The organism is Desulfosporosinus paludis (assembly GCF_045689965.1).
In the GTDB taxonomy this organism is placed as follows: domain Bacteria; phylum Bacillota; class Desulfitobacteriia; order Desulfitobacteriales; family Desulfitobacteriaceae; genus Desulfosporosinus; species Desulfosporosinus paludis.
In genome coordinates this window covers 3,755,684-3,770,605 of record NZ_CP144211.1, presented here as the reverse complement: position 1 = coordinate 3,770,605, position 14,922 = coordinate 3,755,684, and the positions used below count along the sequence as shown (strand labels likewise).

Annotated in this window: 16 protein-coding genes; all 16 read right to left on the bottom strand. The window is 44.7% G+C overall.

Annotation, left to right across the window (positions count from 1 at the left end; genetic code table 11):
• Positions 1–22 precede the first annotated feature (22 nt).
• Positions 23–1,804, bottom strand: a complete 1,782-nt coding sequence (locus VZF35_RS18795) for a DUF342 domain-containing protein (RefSeq protein ID WP_407307385.1) — start codon at positions 1,802–1,804, stop codon at positions 23–25.
• 130 nt (positions 1,805–1,934) lie between these two features.
• On the bottom strand, positions 1,935–2,972 hold the full coding sequence (locus tag VZF35_RS18790; protein WP_407307384.1) for an LCP family protein: 1,038 nt from the start codon (positions 2,970–2,972) through the stop codon (positions 1,935–1,937).
• Between the two features lie 339 nt (positions 2,973–3,311).
• Positions 3,312–4,889: a bacillithiol biosynthesis cysteine-adding enzyme BshC gene (gene bshC / locus VZF35_RS18785; RefSeq protein WP_407307383.1), complete on the bottom strand. Its 1,578-nt coding sequence runs from the start codon at positions 4,887–4,889 to the stop codon at positions 3,312–3,314.
• 39 nt (positions 4,890–4,928) lie between these two features.
• A complete protein-coding gene (gene selD, locus VZF35_RS18780; protein WP_407307382.1) occupies positions 4,929–6,005 on the bottom strand; it encodes a selenide, water dikinase SelD in 1,077 nt (358 codons plus the stop codon).
• A gap of 101 nt (positions 6,006–6,106) precedes the next feature.
• Complete coding sequence (gene selA / locus VZF35_RS18775; RefSeq protein WP_407307380.1) at positions 6,107–7,519, bottom strand: L-seryl-tRNA(Sec) selenium transferase; 1,413 nt, start codon at positions 7,517–7,519, stop codon at positions 6,107–6,109.
• Positions 7,520–7,662: 143 nt separating this feature from the next.
• A complete protein-coding gene (locus VZF35_RS18770) occupies positions 7,663–7,872 on the bottom strand; it encodes a hypothetical protein (RefSeq protein WP_407307378.1) in 210 nt (69 codons plus the stop codon).
• 72 nt (positions 7,873–7,944) lie between these two features.
• Positions 7,945–8,535 carry an adaptor protein MecA gene (locus VZF35_RS18765; RefSeq protein WP_407307376.1) on the bottom strand — a complete coding sequence of 197 codons (591 nt, stop codon included), beginning with the start codon at positions 8,533–8,535 and terminating at the stop codon, positions 7,945–7,947.
• Between the two features lie 166 nt (positions 8,536–8,701).
• Positions 8,702–9,148 (bottom strand): hypothetical protein, encoded by a 447-nt coding sequence (locus VZF35_RS18760; RefSeq protein ID WP_407307374.1) that lies wholly within the window; start codon positions 9,146–9,148, stop codon positions 8,702–8,704.
• Between the two features lie 47 nt (positions 9,149–9,195).
• On the bottom strand, positions 9,196–9,306 hold the full coding sequence (locus VZF35_RS18755; RefSeq protein ID WP_407307372.1) for an RCKP-type rubredoxin-like domain-containing protein: 111 nt from the start codon (positions 9,304–9,306) through the stop codon (positions 9,196–9,198).
• 473 nt (positions 9,307–9,779) lie between these two features.
• Positions 9,780–10,763 carry an Ig-like domain-containing protein gene (locus VZF35_RS18750; RefSeq protein WP_407307370.1) on the bottom strand — a complete coding sequence of 328 codons (984 nt, stop codon included), beginning with the start codon at positions 10,761–10,763 and terminating at the stop codon, positions 9,780–9,782.
• Between the two features lie 31 nt (positions 10,764–10,794).
• Complete coding sequence (locus VZF35_RS18745; RefSeq protein WP_407307368.1) at positions 10,795–11,460, bottom strand: lytic transglycosylase domain-containing protein; 666 nt, start codon at positions 11,458–11,460, stop codon at positions 10,795–10,797.
• Between the two features lie 48 nt (positions 11,461–11,508).
• The gene (locus VZF35_RS18740; protein WP_407307366.1) at positions 11,509–11,955 is read right to left on the bottom strand and encodes a chemotaxis protein CheW; all 447 of its coding nucleotides are present in this window, start codon (positions 11,953–11,955) and stop codon (positions 11,509–11,511) included.
• 8 nt (positions 11,956–11,963) lie between these two features.
• A complete protein-coding gene (locus tag VZF35_RS18735) occupies positions 11,964–12,707 on the bottom strand; it encodes a flagellar hook-basal body protein (protein ID WP_407307364.1) in 744 nt (247 codons plus the stop codon).
• A gap of 43 nt (positions 12,708–12,750) precedes the next feature.
• On the bottom strand, positions 12,751–13,167 hold the full coding sequence (gene flgB / locus VZF35_RS18730; RefSeq protein ID WP_407307362.1) for a flagellar basal body rod protein FlgB: 417 nt from the start codon (positions 13,165–13,167) through the stop codon (positions 12,751–12,753).
• A gap of 5 nt (positions 13,168–13,172) precedes the next feature.
• Positions 13,173–13,961, bottom strand: a complete 789-nt coding sequence (locus VZF35_RS18725; protein ID WP_407307360.1) for a flagellar hook-basal body protein — start codon at positions 13,959–13,961, stop codon at positions 13,173–13,175.
• Between the two features lie 48 nt (positions 13,962–14,009).
• On the bottom strand, positions 14,010–14,918 hold the full coding sequence (locus VZF35_RS18720; RefSeq protein WP_407307358.1) for a flagellar hook-basal body complex protein: 909 nt from the start codon (positions 14,916–14,918) through the stop codon (positions 14,010–14,012).
• Positions 14,919–14,922: the final 4 nt, after the last annotated feature.

Sequence of the window (14,922 nt, the reverse complement as noted above, 5' to 3'; positions counted from 1 at the left end):
AGGACCGTCCCCATTTCACATCTTAAGAAAGAGGATTAACACGAAGTTTCTCAACCTCGGTCTTACCTCTCTCCCGGTAGATCTCCAGTTTCCGATAGGCTTCCTCAATCCGAATAATTTCTTTTCCCACTGCGATGATCACATTAGGATGACAATAATCCACGAGCAAACGACTTTGAGGACTAATCTGGACAAAGGTTGTGCTGACCTCTGAGCCTCCAAGCTCACGGATGCTGGCCTTTCCGCCGGCAAATAGTTTTCCTCCGCGACATACTCCTTCTATCACTGCATCCCCAGTGACCTGTATCTCTGAATTATAGGTCCCTTTCTGACAAGTGAAGGAGCCGCCGCATTTAATGTTCGCCCCTTGAATATAGTTGACAACTAAACTGAGTTTCTCCGGAACTTCCAGAGTTAAGGTTTCAATAAATCGCTCTAGGGCTTGATCTACCTTTGGTAAGAACGACAAGGATTGAGGTTCTAAGGGGCCTAACCCTGCTAAAAAGCGTTTTGCAGTTCGGATAGCGACAATCAAGCCTTCGGTGATCAATTCATCGTCAGTATGTTCAACAACAAAGTTCTCCATGCGGCCGGTTATTTTGGGGAGTTCAGGAAATTGTTTTTCCAGAACAAGTTTAAGGCATAAACCTGGTTTGACATTGATTGCTCCCGGTGATTTTATCAACTCTACCGTCCGTGTCAAACAGCTATTTAATTGATCTCGTAATTCCGTCACGCTGCGCAGTAGCTCGGAGCGAACGACAAATTTTTCTCCGACCACAACTTTTCCGCCGATTAAGTTCTGCTGAATTTTAGCCCCTTTCTCGGCGCGAATTTCGGCATGGGTTACTGACCCTCTGATCTCTAACGTTCCACCGGCAAAAATTCTCAGACCGTCCTGAACATTTCCTCCGATATAGACATCCCCCGGGAACTCGATGCTTCCGGTAGCTAAATCGACATCGTTATTCAGGACATAAACATTCTCTACCATGTAGGATTTCTCATCGATACGAACCGGACGACCTGCGCAAGTGGCCAGCACTTCAAGGCCATCATCGGAAAGACGGACATTTTTTTTTAAACGAAACTGAAAATCTTTAGCCGTAGCGACAGGGTAAACCTTGCCAAACACATTGATTCCAGGTACCCCAGCTTTTGCGGGAATTTTGCGTGCTAATACTGCTCCTTCTTTCACCAGCTGTACTTTAGAGGCAAAAAAGTCGATTTTCCCTTGTTCCTCTTGAACCTCTAAGTTATCAGCATCCACAAAGTTTTCCAACTGGGCGTTCTCAGAGGGCTCCGGTGCCTTAGCGGCTGCGATCTCAACTTCCTGAACCCCCTTAACAGACATTATCTCAGTCCAGCATTCCGGGCGATATCCATAAACAACCTTCAGAGTCTTCAGATCATCCAGCAGTTTTACTTCATCCCATAGTTCTCCCTGATCTCGGGACTCTTCCCAGACTACAAGTTTTTCTAAACTTATCTCGTCAAGACTAGAGAGGTCTTCAGGAAGAACATAACGGCCTCCTAAATCATGCTTCACCTTTGCTACCACCAGCATCCCATAAAAGCGAGCCTCCAACTCCCAGGTCAAACTCTCTGCCTGAGTAATTGGGTGGAATTCTATGAGATCCCCTGACTTGGCCTTAAACGGCCTGCCTTGAACCGTCCCATTGAGTAAGACCTCTCCGGCCTGTGCGAATGGAACGATTATTTTCGTTCCTTCTCCAGGAACGATAAGGTATTTGTTGTCGGACCAGATAGCTTGGGAATGTCCATGAACAACCTCTTCTGGCATGTCAATTACCCCTCTTTGTCATAAAGCTATTATTGTAATCATACCAGTTATTATTCATTCAACCCATAGGCTTTAAGTCCTATAAGCTGTCCGATTAGAGGAATTATTCCAAGTCTTTTTAACTTTTATTTTAATAGATATTAAAAATCTGATATCCTGAGGACTTGCGGCCATTAGGATCTTCGCTGTTTCCAGGGACTTGAGGCAAAGGCTTATTGGGAGTAGGCACAACAGGTTTTAATAGGTCCACAGTCTCTTGGTCAATCACTTTATCTGTCGTCAACCCTTGGGCTAGGTTTCTGGCCACCTGCTTGACCTCCAGGGGATCAACCTGCCAATAACTCACCCCATCAACTTCCAAAAATGATCCGGGAAGAGTTTGGGAAATCACATTCGAGCTCTTAAACCCTACGGCAACCTTAGCTACAGTAAGAATATCCCTAGCCGATAAATTCGTCTTGACCGCCTGCATTAATTGCGGAACCAGGAAAGGAAGCTTAGGCAATGTGCTCAACTGAAACATTTCCTTAGCTGCAGCTTTTAGAACAACCTGCTGTCTGGCTGTCCTTGAAATATCAGATAAGGCATCATGACGGAAACGGGCGTACTGCAATGCTTTCGATCCATCAAGACGCTGCAGGCCTTTATGCAAATTGATATATCCATCCTCTTGATCCCCCGTCTCATAGTACATATCTTTCTCAACATTGACTGTAATTCCGCCTAATGTATCAATGATCTTCTTGAACCCTTGAAAGTTGGTCTGAATGTACCCAGAAATTTCTTCACCCGTCAAATCCTCAACGCTTTTCTCTAAAGTTTCCATATCTGTTAAGGCTAAGACCGCATTAATTTTTACAAAGCCGTGCCCAGCAAGAGCAATCCGCGTATCACGTGGAATTGACAGCAGACTTATTCTCTGAGTTTGTGGATCGATGCTGGCCAAAATTATAGAGTCCGTGTTAAATTTCGTTTCCTCAGGTCTTTGATCTGCCCCAATCAGTAAGACGCTAACCCGACTATCGAGTTCCCCATTCGACGTTGGAATTAAACTCCCATCCGCTAAGGTTTTTCCGACACCCATCAATCCCTTATACCCATTGAACCCTAAAACTAACATTCCAAAGATTGCAACAGTCGCTGCAACCGAAATCCATTTTCTTCGCACTCATAACAACTCCATCATAAAATAACATCTTTCTACCATTATAACCAACTTTATGATAACGAAGAATCATATTACCTCGATTAATAAAAAAATCTCAGAAAAATTAATTTTCTGAGATAAAGAAAACTTAGCTGGCGCTAAGCCTCTGGCGAAAGCGGTAGGTTAGTTGCACTTATGCTTAGAAAGTATATAACGCAAGTTTATACTTTCTGGTAGTATAAAGAAAACTTGGCTGGCGCTAAGCCTTAGCGAAGCGGCTGCCTAGTTGCACTTATGCTGTAGAAAGTATTCAACGAAGTTATACTTTCTGACAGTATAAAAAGGTTAGAATATAAGGAGTTACGGCAAAATTTCGTGCTCTCTAAAATCACTGGTCAACGGAAGCTTCATGATACGGTCTATGAAACTATCTCCAAAGAGCATAACAAAATATAGGGGATTTAATACCCGTTCTTGTCTCGAGTTGTTGGGAGTAATTCCGTCTTCGAGTATTTGCAGCCTCTGAAGGACCTGAGCGCACCGTTTCCGTTGAGCTTGCCACAACTTTTTCTTTAAGTATTCTAATTGGAAGTCAACCTTTGCCTGGTTCCGAATGAGCCATTCGTGGACATTGACATGAATTTCCTCAAGAGGTTCCAGTTCAGTATAGCCTCTTGCGATCACATTTCTTAATCCCTGTAAGCGATCATCAATATCCAAAGAATCTTGTTCTCGAATACACCGCTCTTTGTGGGCCTCTAATCCTTGATAGACATCATTAAGGGTTAACCCTTCTTTGTTTAAGGTTTTCTTCCAAGATGGTGTAACGATGACACCAGACAACCGGGGGAATAAAATCGGCATGATGAAACCAAAGGTTGTGAAGACTTGCCCTAACTGAGCCCAATAATTCAACTCCCCGGGGCCTGGAACGTAGGCTAATGTAGGAAACAAGAACTCCTGAACAACCGGACGAGTCACAACATTTGGAGAAAACTGTTCCGGAGCTTGAGCTAATAGCATGTTCAGAGCATCCAAATCCCATGTTTCTTCTTGACCTCTTAAATAAAACCCTCGTTCTTGACATAAAATCGCTCGACGCTCAGGATTTGCCAAGAATAGGTTCACTTCTCCGCCTAAAGGCTGGATCTGAGCCTGAAAGCCTAATTCTACCCACGCCTTCGTGAGTCTGGACAGAGCTTCTCGAACATCCTCATGCATTTTTAAGATCTGTTCATACATTGGAGCAGCAAGTTGTTTGAATTCCGGCAGCATAGGGTCGAAAAAGATAAGGCCCCATTTTTTAAGCAGCCATTGTAAGGTCAAAGCAAACCATTGGGTCAAATTTTCAGCTTGATCCAGGAAGCGCCGACAATGTTTAAGTACGTATGCTTTAAATTCACTGTCGGGCAGCTCTAGAAGCTGTTCTTCTATTATTTCCCACGACGGGACTGGTTGTGGACCTACAGATTTACCTCCTCCGTCACCGGGTAAAGCACAAGGAAACGGTTTACCTTCAGAATTCAAAAAATAAGTTTTTTGAATTTCCAACCAATCGTGATCTTCACTAGCAATCCAAAAAATCGGCACCACGGGGCGTCCTAGTTTTTTTCGCTGTTCCTTAGCTAAACAAATCGTAGTTATGGCCTTATATAACGTATACAGCGGACCCGTTAAAATCCCTGCTTGTTGGCCAGTAATAACTACCAATGTTTCTTTAAGTCTCAACTCTTCAATCATTTGAAATGTTTCTTCATTTGCCCCAAGCATCTCGTGATAGGCTTTTAGACCATCGGCTAGCGGTCCTCTTGAGTAATTCCTCGTCTCTAAATACTCAGCACGACGTTGGAAACTCTCCTGTTGCTTAGGATTTCCACTTGGGAAAAAAGAAGCTACTTGCTCAAAACAAGTAGCCATGGTTTGCATTGGATCTCTCATATCTATCCTCCCCGCTACCTTCCAGTACACGGTATTTTATCATGCACGCATAGAAATCGCAATTTTGCCGGCTTGGCCTGCCTTGACCCTTCCGATGACCGCAGCCGCCGGTGTTCGGGAATTCGTCAACAAGCTGATTAACCGTTCCAATCGTTCTTCTGGAACAGCAATAAGGAGCCCTCCCGATGTAATGGCGTCACAAAGTACTAGCCGCAGCTCCTCAGGTACATCTTGCGCAAAATCAACCTTATCTTCCAGATGACGTTGATTCGCGCGTGTTCCACCAGGAATCGCCTTTTGCTGAATGCAATCCCATACACTCTCTAATGCAGGTACAGCCTCAGCATACACATCGGCACATAAGCCGCTTGCCAAAAGCATCTCATGCAAATGCCCTAAAAGTCCAAAACCCGTCACATCCGTAACTGCGTGAACTCCAACTTCTATCGCAGCTTCAGCCGCCGCTTTGTTCAGAGCAGCCATGACCCGAATCGCTTCTTGTTCCGCATCCGCCGAGACAATTCCGCGCTTAATTCCAGTCGTGATAATTCCTATGCCAAGCGGTTTCGTGAGCACTAAGTAATCCCCTGGTTTTGCTTTAGAGTTAGAAAGGATATAATCCGGGTGAACAAGGCCGGTTACGGAAAGTCCATATTTCGGTTCGGAATCGTCGATAGAGTGCCCGCCGACTAAAACTGCTCCGGCCTCTCGAATCTTCTCGCTCCCGCCTTGAAGAATCTTAGCCAGAATTTCCATCTTCAGTTTTCCTACCGGGAACGATACTAAATTCATGGCTGTTAACGGTTTAGCACCCATGGCATAGAGATCACTTAAAGCGTTGGCAGCGGCAATCTGTCCAAACGCATAGGGATCATCTACAACCGGAGTAAAGAAATCGACACTTTGCACGATTGCCTGTTCAGCATTTATGCGGTAAACTCCAGCGTCATCCGAAGTTTCCAATCCTACTAACAAATTAGCATCTTCTTGGTTTGGAGGTAAATGGCACAAAACTTGTGCCAGGTCCGCAGGACCTATCTTACATCCTCAGCCCGCCTTCGTCGACAACTGGGTCAGTCGAACTTTATCTTGAACTGCGCCGAGACCTAGATCCATTCTACACACCTCCAACATAAGTATTTATGAACACAGGACATCACTCTCTGATGATATCTATTGTACAATACATCAACTTGACTTACAAATGCTCTTAAATCCTATTTCCACTCTTTTAAACGCTGTACGATCTCCGCAATATCCCCATCGAGTAGTGTCCGGCCATCGATAAGAATCCTATCCTTCTGAATTCGGGTTAAAATTGCCACAGGACCTAAACGTAAAAACTTTTCTAACTCGACGACACTTCCTTGCTTGGGACGAAGAGCACACACCCAAGTGGGAAGATTAACAGTAGGCCATGCCCCGCCTCCCACTTGAGATACATCTTCTTTTATTTCGGCAGAAACCGCAGTATTGGAACCCAGAGCAGATTTCAGCTCTTCGGCAGCAATTTTCAAACGATCTAAAGAGTAGGAAAGCATCCTCCAGACAGGAATACTTTCCCCATCCCCATTTTGATACATGCGGAGTGTCCCCTCTAAAGCAGCTAACGTCAGCTTATCAATTCTTAATGCTCTTGTCAGTTGATTTGCCCGCAGACGTTCAATAAAGTTCCGTTTCCCAACGATGATCCCCGCCTGTGGACCGCCCAGTAGTTTATCCCCACTGAAACTAACGAGGGCAAGCCCTGCCTTTACTGTCTGCTGAATTGTCGGCTCCAGAGGAAATCCCAGACTTGTCCCATCGAAAAAACTCCCGCTCCCCAGATCTTCCATCACTGGAATTCCATATTTTTCTCCAAGTTCCACTAACTCTGCCCCTGAAACCGCATGGGTGAACCCTTCCACTCTGTAATTACTGGTATGGACTTTTAATAAGAGTGCTGTCTCTGAACTTATCGCAGCTTCATAATCCTTGTACCAAGTCTTGTTCGTACTTCCCACTTCGATGAGTTTTGCCCCGCCGGCTTTTAAAACCTCAGGAATCCGAAAAGAACCTCCAACTTCAACTAATTCGCCGCGGGAAACAACCACGTCTTTGCCCAGAGCAAAGGTGTTCATCATTAAAAGTACAGCCGCTGCATTATTGTTGACCACCATTGCAGCTTCCGCCCCTGTGAGCTCACAAAGAAGCTGCTCAACATGGACATAACGTGAACCCCGTTCCCCTGTCTCAATATTCAGTTCCAGATTACTATACCTTTCCGCTTGCACCGCAACGAAGTGTGCAGCCTCGGGTGCCAGAAGCGCTCTGCCACAATTCGTATGTAATACAACCCCTGTCGCATTAATCACACGGCGCAAACTCGTTTCAGGAAGTATTAAGGCTTGAATAAGTTCGCTCTTTAGCCATGGCCAGAGGGCGAATTCATAGTCTTCAAATGAATTTGATATATTTCGGTTGACATTTTCTCTTGCTTTTTGTAAAACCTGTCGAACGCAATTTGTTAAACGAGGCAAGTCCCTCTTATTCGCCAAGAAGGGACTGAATTCCGCTTCGCCTTCTAGCCGTAGCAACACCTCGTGAACCGCGGGAAGTGCTCTTAAACGCCTTTGTTTTTCTTCTTCCACCGTCTGACACTCCTTACAGGCCGTTTTGCGATCGCTCAATTTACCTTAATCGGCCCGCACACTTTTTAGGATTTCGACATCCAAGTTAGCATATGATATAGGCACAAGCTTATTCGAGGAGGAATTACATGTCTAGCATTAACTCAGCCCCACCACAAAAACAGCCAGCCCAACAAGCTGTTATCATTGCCTTTTCCGAGCTTAAACACAAAAGACATCGTTTCCAGCCTTGCATTTTCTGCGGCGAAACTATTAAAGTTCATAATTTCAAGGGCAAAAACGTTTGCTCCCGTTGTCTTCAGCAGATACCTTCCATGTTCTCCTTTGGTTAAAGTTAAAGAGCCTTCCATCACTTAAGTGTTGTGGAAGGCTCTGTTTTTCAGATAGCTCGCCACTATCTTATGGATATCCTCGACTCTTTCATTCTACGGAAGCTTGTTGAAGGAATCATTAAGTGTTTGCACGGCCTTAACTGGAATAATAACTTTTCCGTGTTCAGTTAAAAAGGCACTCGTCGTAGCCACGATTTCCCCATATTCGTCAAGGATAGCTTCAGCCATAAGTCTCTTCTTACTTGTTCCCATTCGACTAAGGATAAGGTAATACTCGTTTTCAAATAGATAAAGGCTGGAACGCAATTGGCTAAATTCCGGCAATCTTCCTACAGCGGAGACCACATCTTCGAAATCAGCAAAAACATACACTAACTCCGTGACTCGGCCTTTTACGGGTTTGCGAGCGGCCTTTTCCTTGATCAGCCCTTCAAGTTGTTGATCTTCTTGCTTCATAATGGTTATCACAAATTCGTCGTTCGTTGCCACTGTCGCTTGAATCCAAAAAGGTTGATCTAAATTAAATTCGACTTCTTCTCTTGCTTGCGCAATGAGCTCCCAAAACAATTGCTCCGTTTTTGCTGACCGTTGAAATAAATCAGCCATCGTAATATCCCTGTCAGTTAATTCTGTCAAGGAGATAAAGATGCGGATGGTATGCTCGTTAACTTTTTGTACACGCATATCCCCACTCTCCTTTCCGCATCAAGTTCTTACCCTATCTTATTCCCATTATATCATATTACGCCATTACTTTTTCGGTTAAATCCATGGATTTTGACGATCTTTCTCATAGTCTTTCCCGTTTAAGCCATCGGCAATCACCAAAGGGGCCCCTACTACGGAATAATCAAATCGAACTTCCAACACGCTCACAGCGTATAACTTCTTTGCGGACTGGAAGGTACATTAGTTTAACCTGATCATCCAATTTCAATTTTTCATAAACGACCTCATCGACGTACAGCTGCTTTTGTTCTGAGCCAGTACGAACCTCTAAACAATAGGACCGGGATACCGAATCATACGTTTTACCCTGCACCAGGCCTTGCAAATACCCTGGTTGGAGCAGCCAATCCGGCTGAGACAAAAACAAAAGCTGAGTATAAATTCCTAGAATACTGACCAAAATTACTGTCTTTCCAAACAGTACCAGAAAACCCCAGGCATCACGTTCACTGCGAAACGTCTTTTGAACTTTCCACCCAATTCGGAAGAGGACAAAGGCCCATATCAAAATGAGTACGACCATGTTTGGCCAGGTCGTACTCCACAGATAATGATAGTAATCTACCATGGTTAGCCCCTTTAGAAAAGCGGTAGTGTTACCCCTAAATAAACGTCCTATTCCGCTTTAGCGATTTGTTCCTTGCCAGCACCGCAACTCGGACATTGTTTAGGACGGCAGCGACCCTCTGAAGTAGCACTACATTGGGTACATTTCCAAATTGCCATGATGATCTTCCTCCTTGAGTTTAGTTTTACTTTAATCATTCCTAAGTGATTTAGGAATGATTCTTAAGTTAATCAGATTCTATATATTTTCATGGACAATGTCAATATTTTTATGGAATGTTCTTACATAGTAAAATACCCGGATCGTTTCTCAGATACGGGCATAGTTACTTAATCCTATCATTGTAACGGTGAGGACATGTCCAGCGTATATATATTTCCGGCAAAATCAACAACTTTAAGCTAAAGTTTCTTCCCGCTCAGTTTTCTTGGTAATTTTTGCTAAAGTCATTGTCTTTGTTAGGTTTGGCCGTTGCAAGCAAAACCGGTGTCGTTGGAACAGTATCATAGATATAGACCGTAGCATCGCTGTTGGCCGATCCTTCAATGGTGCTCGTATTAGTATCTATTCCATTTAATATCTCTAATGACGTATCCTGAGCAAGAGCAGGCTTAGTAATTCTAAGTCCAAGTTAATTGATTGGTTCTTCCACATTAATCATGTCTAGCGGGCTAGCCATTTGTCCTCCCGTCACAGTCAATTTGTAACTGTGCTTTTTATAAAGCGAATTATCCTTTCCATCAACAGATAAGGTGTAGCTTCCAGTAGGCAGATTAACGGAGAATTTTCCATCGGCATCTGTAGTCGTTGTCCAAGTTGTCGTAGTGTTGGATATCTCTACTGACAAGCCAAACGTTTCCGGCGTCACACTGCCGCCAATAGTACCCGATTTGCTGCTTGCTATTCCCGCTTCTGTTGGAAACGTCAGACTCGTTGTCTTGACTAAGGAGGCCCCAGACGTAGGCAGCGTAATTTTAGGTATTTTAATTGATCGAGTCGTTAGTATCCCATTAGACACACTGTAATAGTTAAGCAAATAATCACCATTGGCATAGATATTAAACGTATACTTTCCATTCATGTAGTCATTCGAAGAGGGACCTTCAGCACTTCCATTAGGATCGATAAGAGTCAGAGACCCAGAAAGATCGCTTGGGGAGCTGGGTTTTATATCATAATTCACTGTAACAACAAGCGTTGAACCAATTAAAGGAGTTACCGTGAAGGGGACTATAATTGTTCCACTAAGTTTTGCCCCGGTCACAGAGGTTACTCCACTTGTAATATATAAATTGTAATCACCAGCGGTATAGACGCTCGACGGCGAAACTCGCACAGAAAGTCCATCATCAGAAAGTTTCGCTGTCGTTGCAAACTTCTTTTGTTTGCTATCAGTGACGTAAATAGTGCTGCTATTGACACTTGAACTCAAGAGCGGATTATCAAATGAAATTGTCCAGACCTTATTTACTTCTGTTGTAGTTTTCGACGGCCAGATAGTAAACCCTGTACTTGTACTCCCTGTGTTCGCAGCGGCCGCAGATACTGGTGATGAGGAGAGAAGTATTCCTAGAATTGTTAAAAGGCAAGCTAGCCACCGGGTTTTCTTAACCACGATACCATCCTTCCTTGAAGGGACACCCAATTTACGCTTCCCAATCGTTTTGATTCAACCCATTCATGATCTTTTGTACATAAGCCTGAGTTTCTTTATAAGGGGGTATCCCCTGATATTTTTCCACAGCGCCAGGCCCCGCATTATAAGCGGCTAAAGTCAGAGGAATATTTCCTTGGTAACGATCCAGTAAATCTTTTAAAAAATGCGTTCCTCCATCCAGGTTTTGCGCCGCATCATAAGCGTTCTGCACACCATAAGAAGCAGCAGTTCCCGGCATCAACTGCATTAGACCCATTGCCCCGGTCGGTGATGTTGCTTGAGAGTTGTATCCAGACTCCGCTTTAACTACCTGTTGAATCAGACTTGGATCAACCCCATATTTTTGGGACATTGAATTAATGGCTTGTGCTATCGATGTCGAACCAACATTTTCACCTTGATCGTTAAGAAAAGAGGACCTTTGATTATTGGTCAGAGTACTGTTACTCAACTGTTTCTCTAAACCGCTAGACTCTTGTGAAGAATTCATATTACTCTCAAGAGCAACTTGAAGTAAGGCAGCAAAAAGTTCTGAATTGGAATTGCTGCTACCACCCGCGCCCATAGTTGACACGGTTTGGTCAGTTTGAGCAGTCTGCCAAGAGGCATTAATCTGCTGATGTTGTAATAACAGAAGCATCTGGGCAATATTCATCCATTAAGCCTCCTTATGCTCATTAAACCCTCAATAAACTTATCTTTTCTAGCGACTGGCAGTAAGTTCACATAGTCCCTGAACCTCATTACTTTCCAAGATCTTTTCCGGTATGAGTTTCAGAATAATTCGATCGGGAAGATTGACGATTCCGCCGATAAATGGAGCGGTAACCAGTGATGGCGGTGGAACAATATTCTCTAAAATCCGAACTTCACGAACCTGGTCCACAGCAAAGCCTACTTGATTGCCATGAACCTCAGTAATCAAAGCAAACGTAGTTTGCTCTGTTTTAGCAACTCCGAAGCGAATGTGTAAATCAATCAACGGGATCGCCATACCCCGCAAATTAATTAGACCCCGAACATAGGAAGGCGCTTTTGGAATCGTACGCACCTCGCTTAACGAGGTAATTTCCCGAACGACTTCGATCGGCATCGCATACTCTTCTTGACCTAAAGTAAAAATGACAACTTGAACCGACGTGTTAACCACACCCTCTGCTATATCTTCCCGACATCATTGACAGCTTTCCCTAACATGTCATCTTGAGTCTGAATTACTTTTTGATTAGCTTCGTAGGCCTTCATGACCGTCATCATTTGGATCATTTGTCCTGAAAGATCGACATTGGAAGCTTCGACCGAACCTTGAAGAACTTTTGGAGCAGCCGACATTTGGACTGGTTGGGACGAGTTATACAAGGATTGTCCCTCACGTACTAGAGCATTTGTCGGAATCACTGCAACACGCAGTTGATCTACCATCTGTCCGTTATCAATAATTGTTCCATCTGCCTTAACGCTGAATTCGGAGCTGAGATGACCAATTGGTCCCTTTCCACCCAACAAAGCGTTGCCATCCGAAGTTACGAGCGTCCCGTTACTGTCGAGGTGGAAGTGTCCGTTACGTGTGTAGCGTACTCCCCCTGCTGTCTGAACTACAAAGTACCCTGGTGATGTTAAAGCCAAATCGGTTTTTATGTCCGTAGATTGTAAGGCGCCCTGAATATTATTTAAACCCGCACGGTCTACCCCGACCCCAGTCCCTAGCATCCCAATTGGCACAACTTCAGAAGCTTGGCTTCCTCCCAAGCGTTCGATCAACATGGAGGGAAAGGAACTATTACTGACAAGTTGTTCTTTGTAACCAGGGGTCTTCGTATTGGCAACATTATCCCCGATAATTTCACTTTGCGTTTCGGCAGCTAACATTCCCGCGGCAGAAGTATATAGTCCTCGAATCACCTTGTACCCCGCCTTTTTACTTATTCAAAATTTCCTAATCTCTTTACTTGATAACCAGCTTCAGCAGATCTAATTGTGACGAGAGCGCGCGGGTGAGAGAATCGTAATAAAGACCATTTTCCGCCACATTAGACATTTCACGATCAATATCCACATTATTTCCATCATTGCGCGTTGATGTCGATTGATCGGTTACAATCATTGGCCCTGAGGATCCTGAGCCCTGGCTGTCAACAACCCCCGGAAGGTGTTTCTGGGTTGTCATCTTCATGGAGAGAGGAGCCCCACTCTTATCCCCTAAGGCCTCTTTCAGCACCGCCTGGAAATCAACATCCGAGCGTTTAAAATTCGGGGTATCAGCATTGGCAACGTTATTAGCTAACACCTGCTGCCTAGTACCCGAAGCATTAAGCTCCTTCTGCAAAACGTTTAAAACTGGCCCATCTAACCACCCGGACATTTACTTTACCTCCTCAACGTATCAGCAATACCCATCATCTGATCTCCGTCCGAAACCAAGCGAGCATTCATTTGATAAGCCCTTTGGGCCTGTACGAGATCTGTCATGGAGGCAACCAGATCAACATTGGATTGCTCCAGAGATTGGTCACGAATTGTCCCTAAGGTCTGATTACCGATTGCACTTCCTGGTTGTCCTACTTGAGGTGCTCCAGAATTTACGGTAGGTACAAAAAGGTTGTTCCCGTCCGTTTGCAAGCCTTCCGGGTTTGAAAATCCGGCAAGCGTAATTTGACCGAATACAGTTTCTGTTCCTGAAACAAGCCCTGTTATCTCACCGTTCCCTTTTACGGACAAGTTTGTCACGCCTAAAGGAATTTGAATTCTCGGTTGTACGATATTTCCCTGAATATCGGTAAGCTGCCCCGACTCATCCACACGAAACTCACCTGCACGAGTGTAGCCTGTATTTCCGTCGGGAGTCTTGACCTCGAAGAACCCCGATCCAGAAATGCTTAAGTCCAGAGGTTGATCCGAGGGGACCAGAGTGCCCTGTTGGAAATTTGTCCCAGTAGCGGCGTATATGACCCCAGACCCTACGCTCAAGGGTGCTGCAACGACATTTCCTCCGTTTTTTTCATTGACTGAATGAACCACTGTCGCCAAAGCCTCTGCAAAATCTACCTGACTCGCTTTAAACCCGGGTGTGTTGACATTTGCCAGATTGTTACCAATCGTATCTATAGTCACCTGCTGCGCACGGATCCCCGACGCAGCAGTTTCGATTAGGCGCATGAAGCAACCCTCCATGTTTTGAGATTCATACCAAGATCAACCTCTCAATTATTGCCGTTTAAGGTCAATCAGTTCTTGCAAGAGGGAATCCGAGACCGTAATGACCCGAGAGTTGGCTTGGAAACCACGTTGAGCCACGATCATACTGGTCATTTCTTGAGAAAGGTCGACGTTGGACATTTCGACACTACCCGTTGTAATTGTGCCTGTTCCATTGGTTCCAGCTGCCCCGACCGTTGCCGTGCCTGAGTTATTTGTTTCGCGATAAAAGCTACCCCCTAGGTTCTCCAGACCGGAAGCATTTGAGAAATTTGCAACAGCAATTTGAGCGATCTTATGGGTCGTTGACACTCCTGTAGTTGAATCTGTGTAAACTCCGGTAATAACTCCACTCTGGTCGATACTGTAACTTGCTAAGGTTCCATCAGAGCCAGTATTGCCATAAGCCGTGTCGCCGATTTTGATAACAACGTTACTGGTGGTTACCGGCGCCGTCCAGCTAGCTGGTGTAGTATCATCTGAAAACGCTTGACCTTGAACAAGTGCGCCAGACGCCGGATCAACTAAATTCCCGTTACCATCAAGAGTAAACGCCCCGGCACGGGAATAAACAGTTTGCCCCGCATTATTCAAGACAAAGAATCCATTATCTCCGTTAATCATCATATCCGTGGGATTCCCTGTAGTCTGAGCACTCCCCGAAGTCATGATTTGGTCAATCGATCCTAGAGTGGCACCCAGGCCCACTTGCATCGGGTTTGTTCCGCCAAAAAGAGCTGGTGAAGCAGTATCTGGTGCTGACGCCCCTTTTAACGATTGGCTCAAGGCCGTAGCAAACGTCACCCGACTCTTTTTAAAACCTGTTGTATTGACATTAGCTATGTTATTTCCTATGACATCCATCATCGTTTGGTGGTTTTTCAATCCTGAAATCGCCGAATAAAGTGAACGCATCATAGCG

Bases quoted from the DNA above. Each gene is read 5' to 3' on its own strand.
- VZF35_RS18795 (WP_407307385.1), bottom strand. From the start codon at position 1,804: ATGCCAGAAGAGGTTGTTCATGGACATTCCCAAGCTATCTGGTCCGAC.
- VZF35_RS18755 (WP_407307372.1), bottom strand. From the start codon at position 9,306: ATGGCAATTTGGAAATGTACCCAATGTAGTGCTACTTCAGAGGGTCGC.
- VZF35_RS18725 (WP_407307360.1), bottom strand. From the start codon at position 13,961: ATGCGCCTAATCGAAACTGCTGCGTCGGGGATCCGTGCGCAGCAGGTG.
- VZF35_RS18760 (WP_407307374.1), bottom strand. From the start codon at position 9,148: ATGGTAGATTACTATCATTATCTGTGGAGTACGACCTGGCCAAACATG.
- VZF35_RS18765 (WP_407307376.1), bottom strand. From the start codon at position 8,535: ATGCGTGTACAAAAAGTTAACGAGCATACCATCCGCATCTTTATCTCC.
- VZF35_RS18720 (WP_407307358.1), bottom strand. From the start codon at position 14,918: ATGATGCGTTCACTTTATTCGGCGATTTCAGGATTGAAAAACCACCAA.
- flgB (WP_407307362.1), bottom strand. From the start codon at position 13,167: ATGTCCGGGTGGTTAGATGGGCCAGTTTTAAACGTTTTGCAGAAGGAG.
- VZF35_RS18745 (WP_407307368.1), bottom strand. From the start codon at position 11,460: ATGAATATTGCCCAGATGCTTCTGTTATTACAACATCAGCAGATTAAT.
- bshC (WP_407307383.1), bottom strand. From the start codon at position 4,889: ATGAGAGATCCAATGCAAACCATGGCTACTTGTTTTGAGCAAGTAGCT.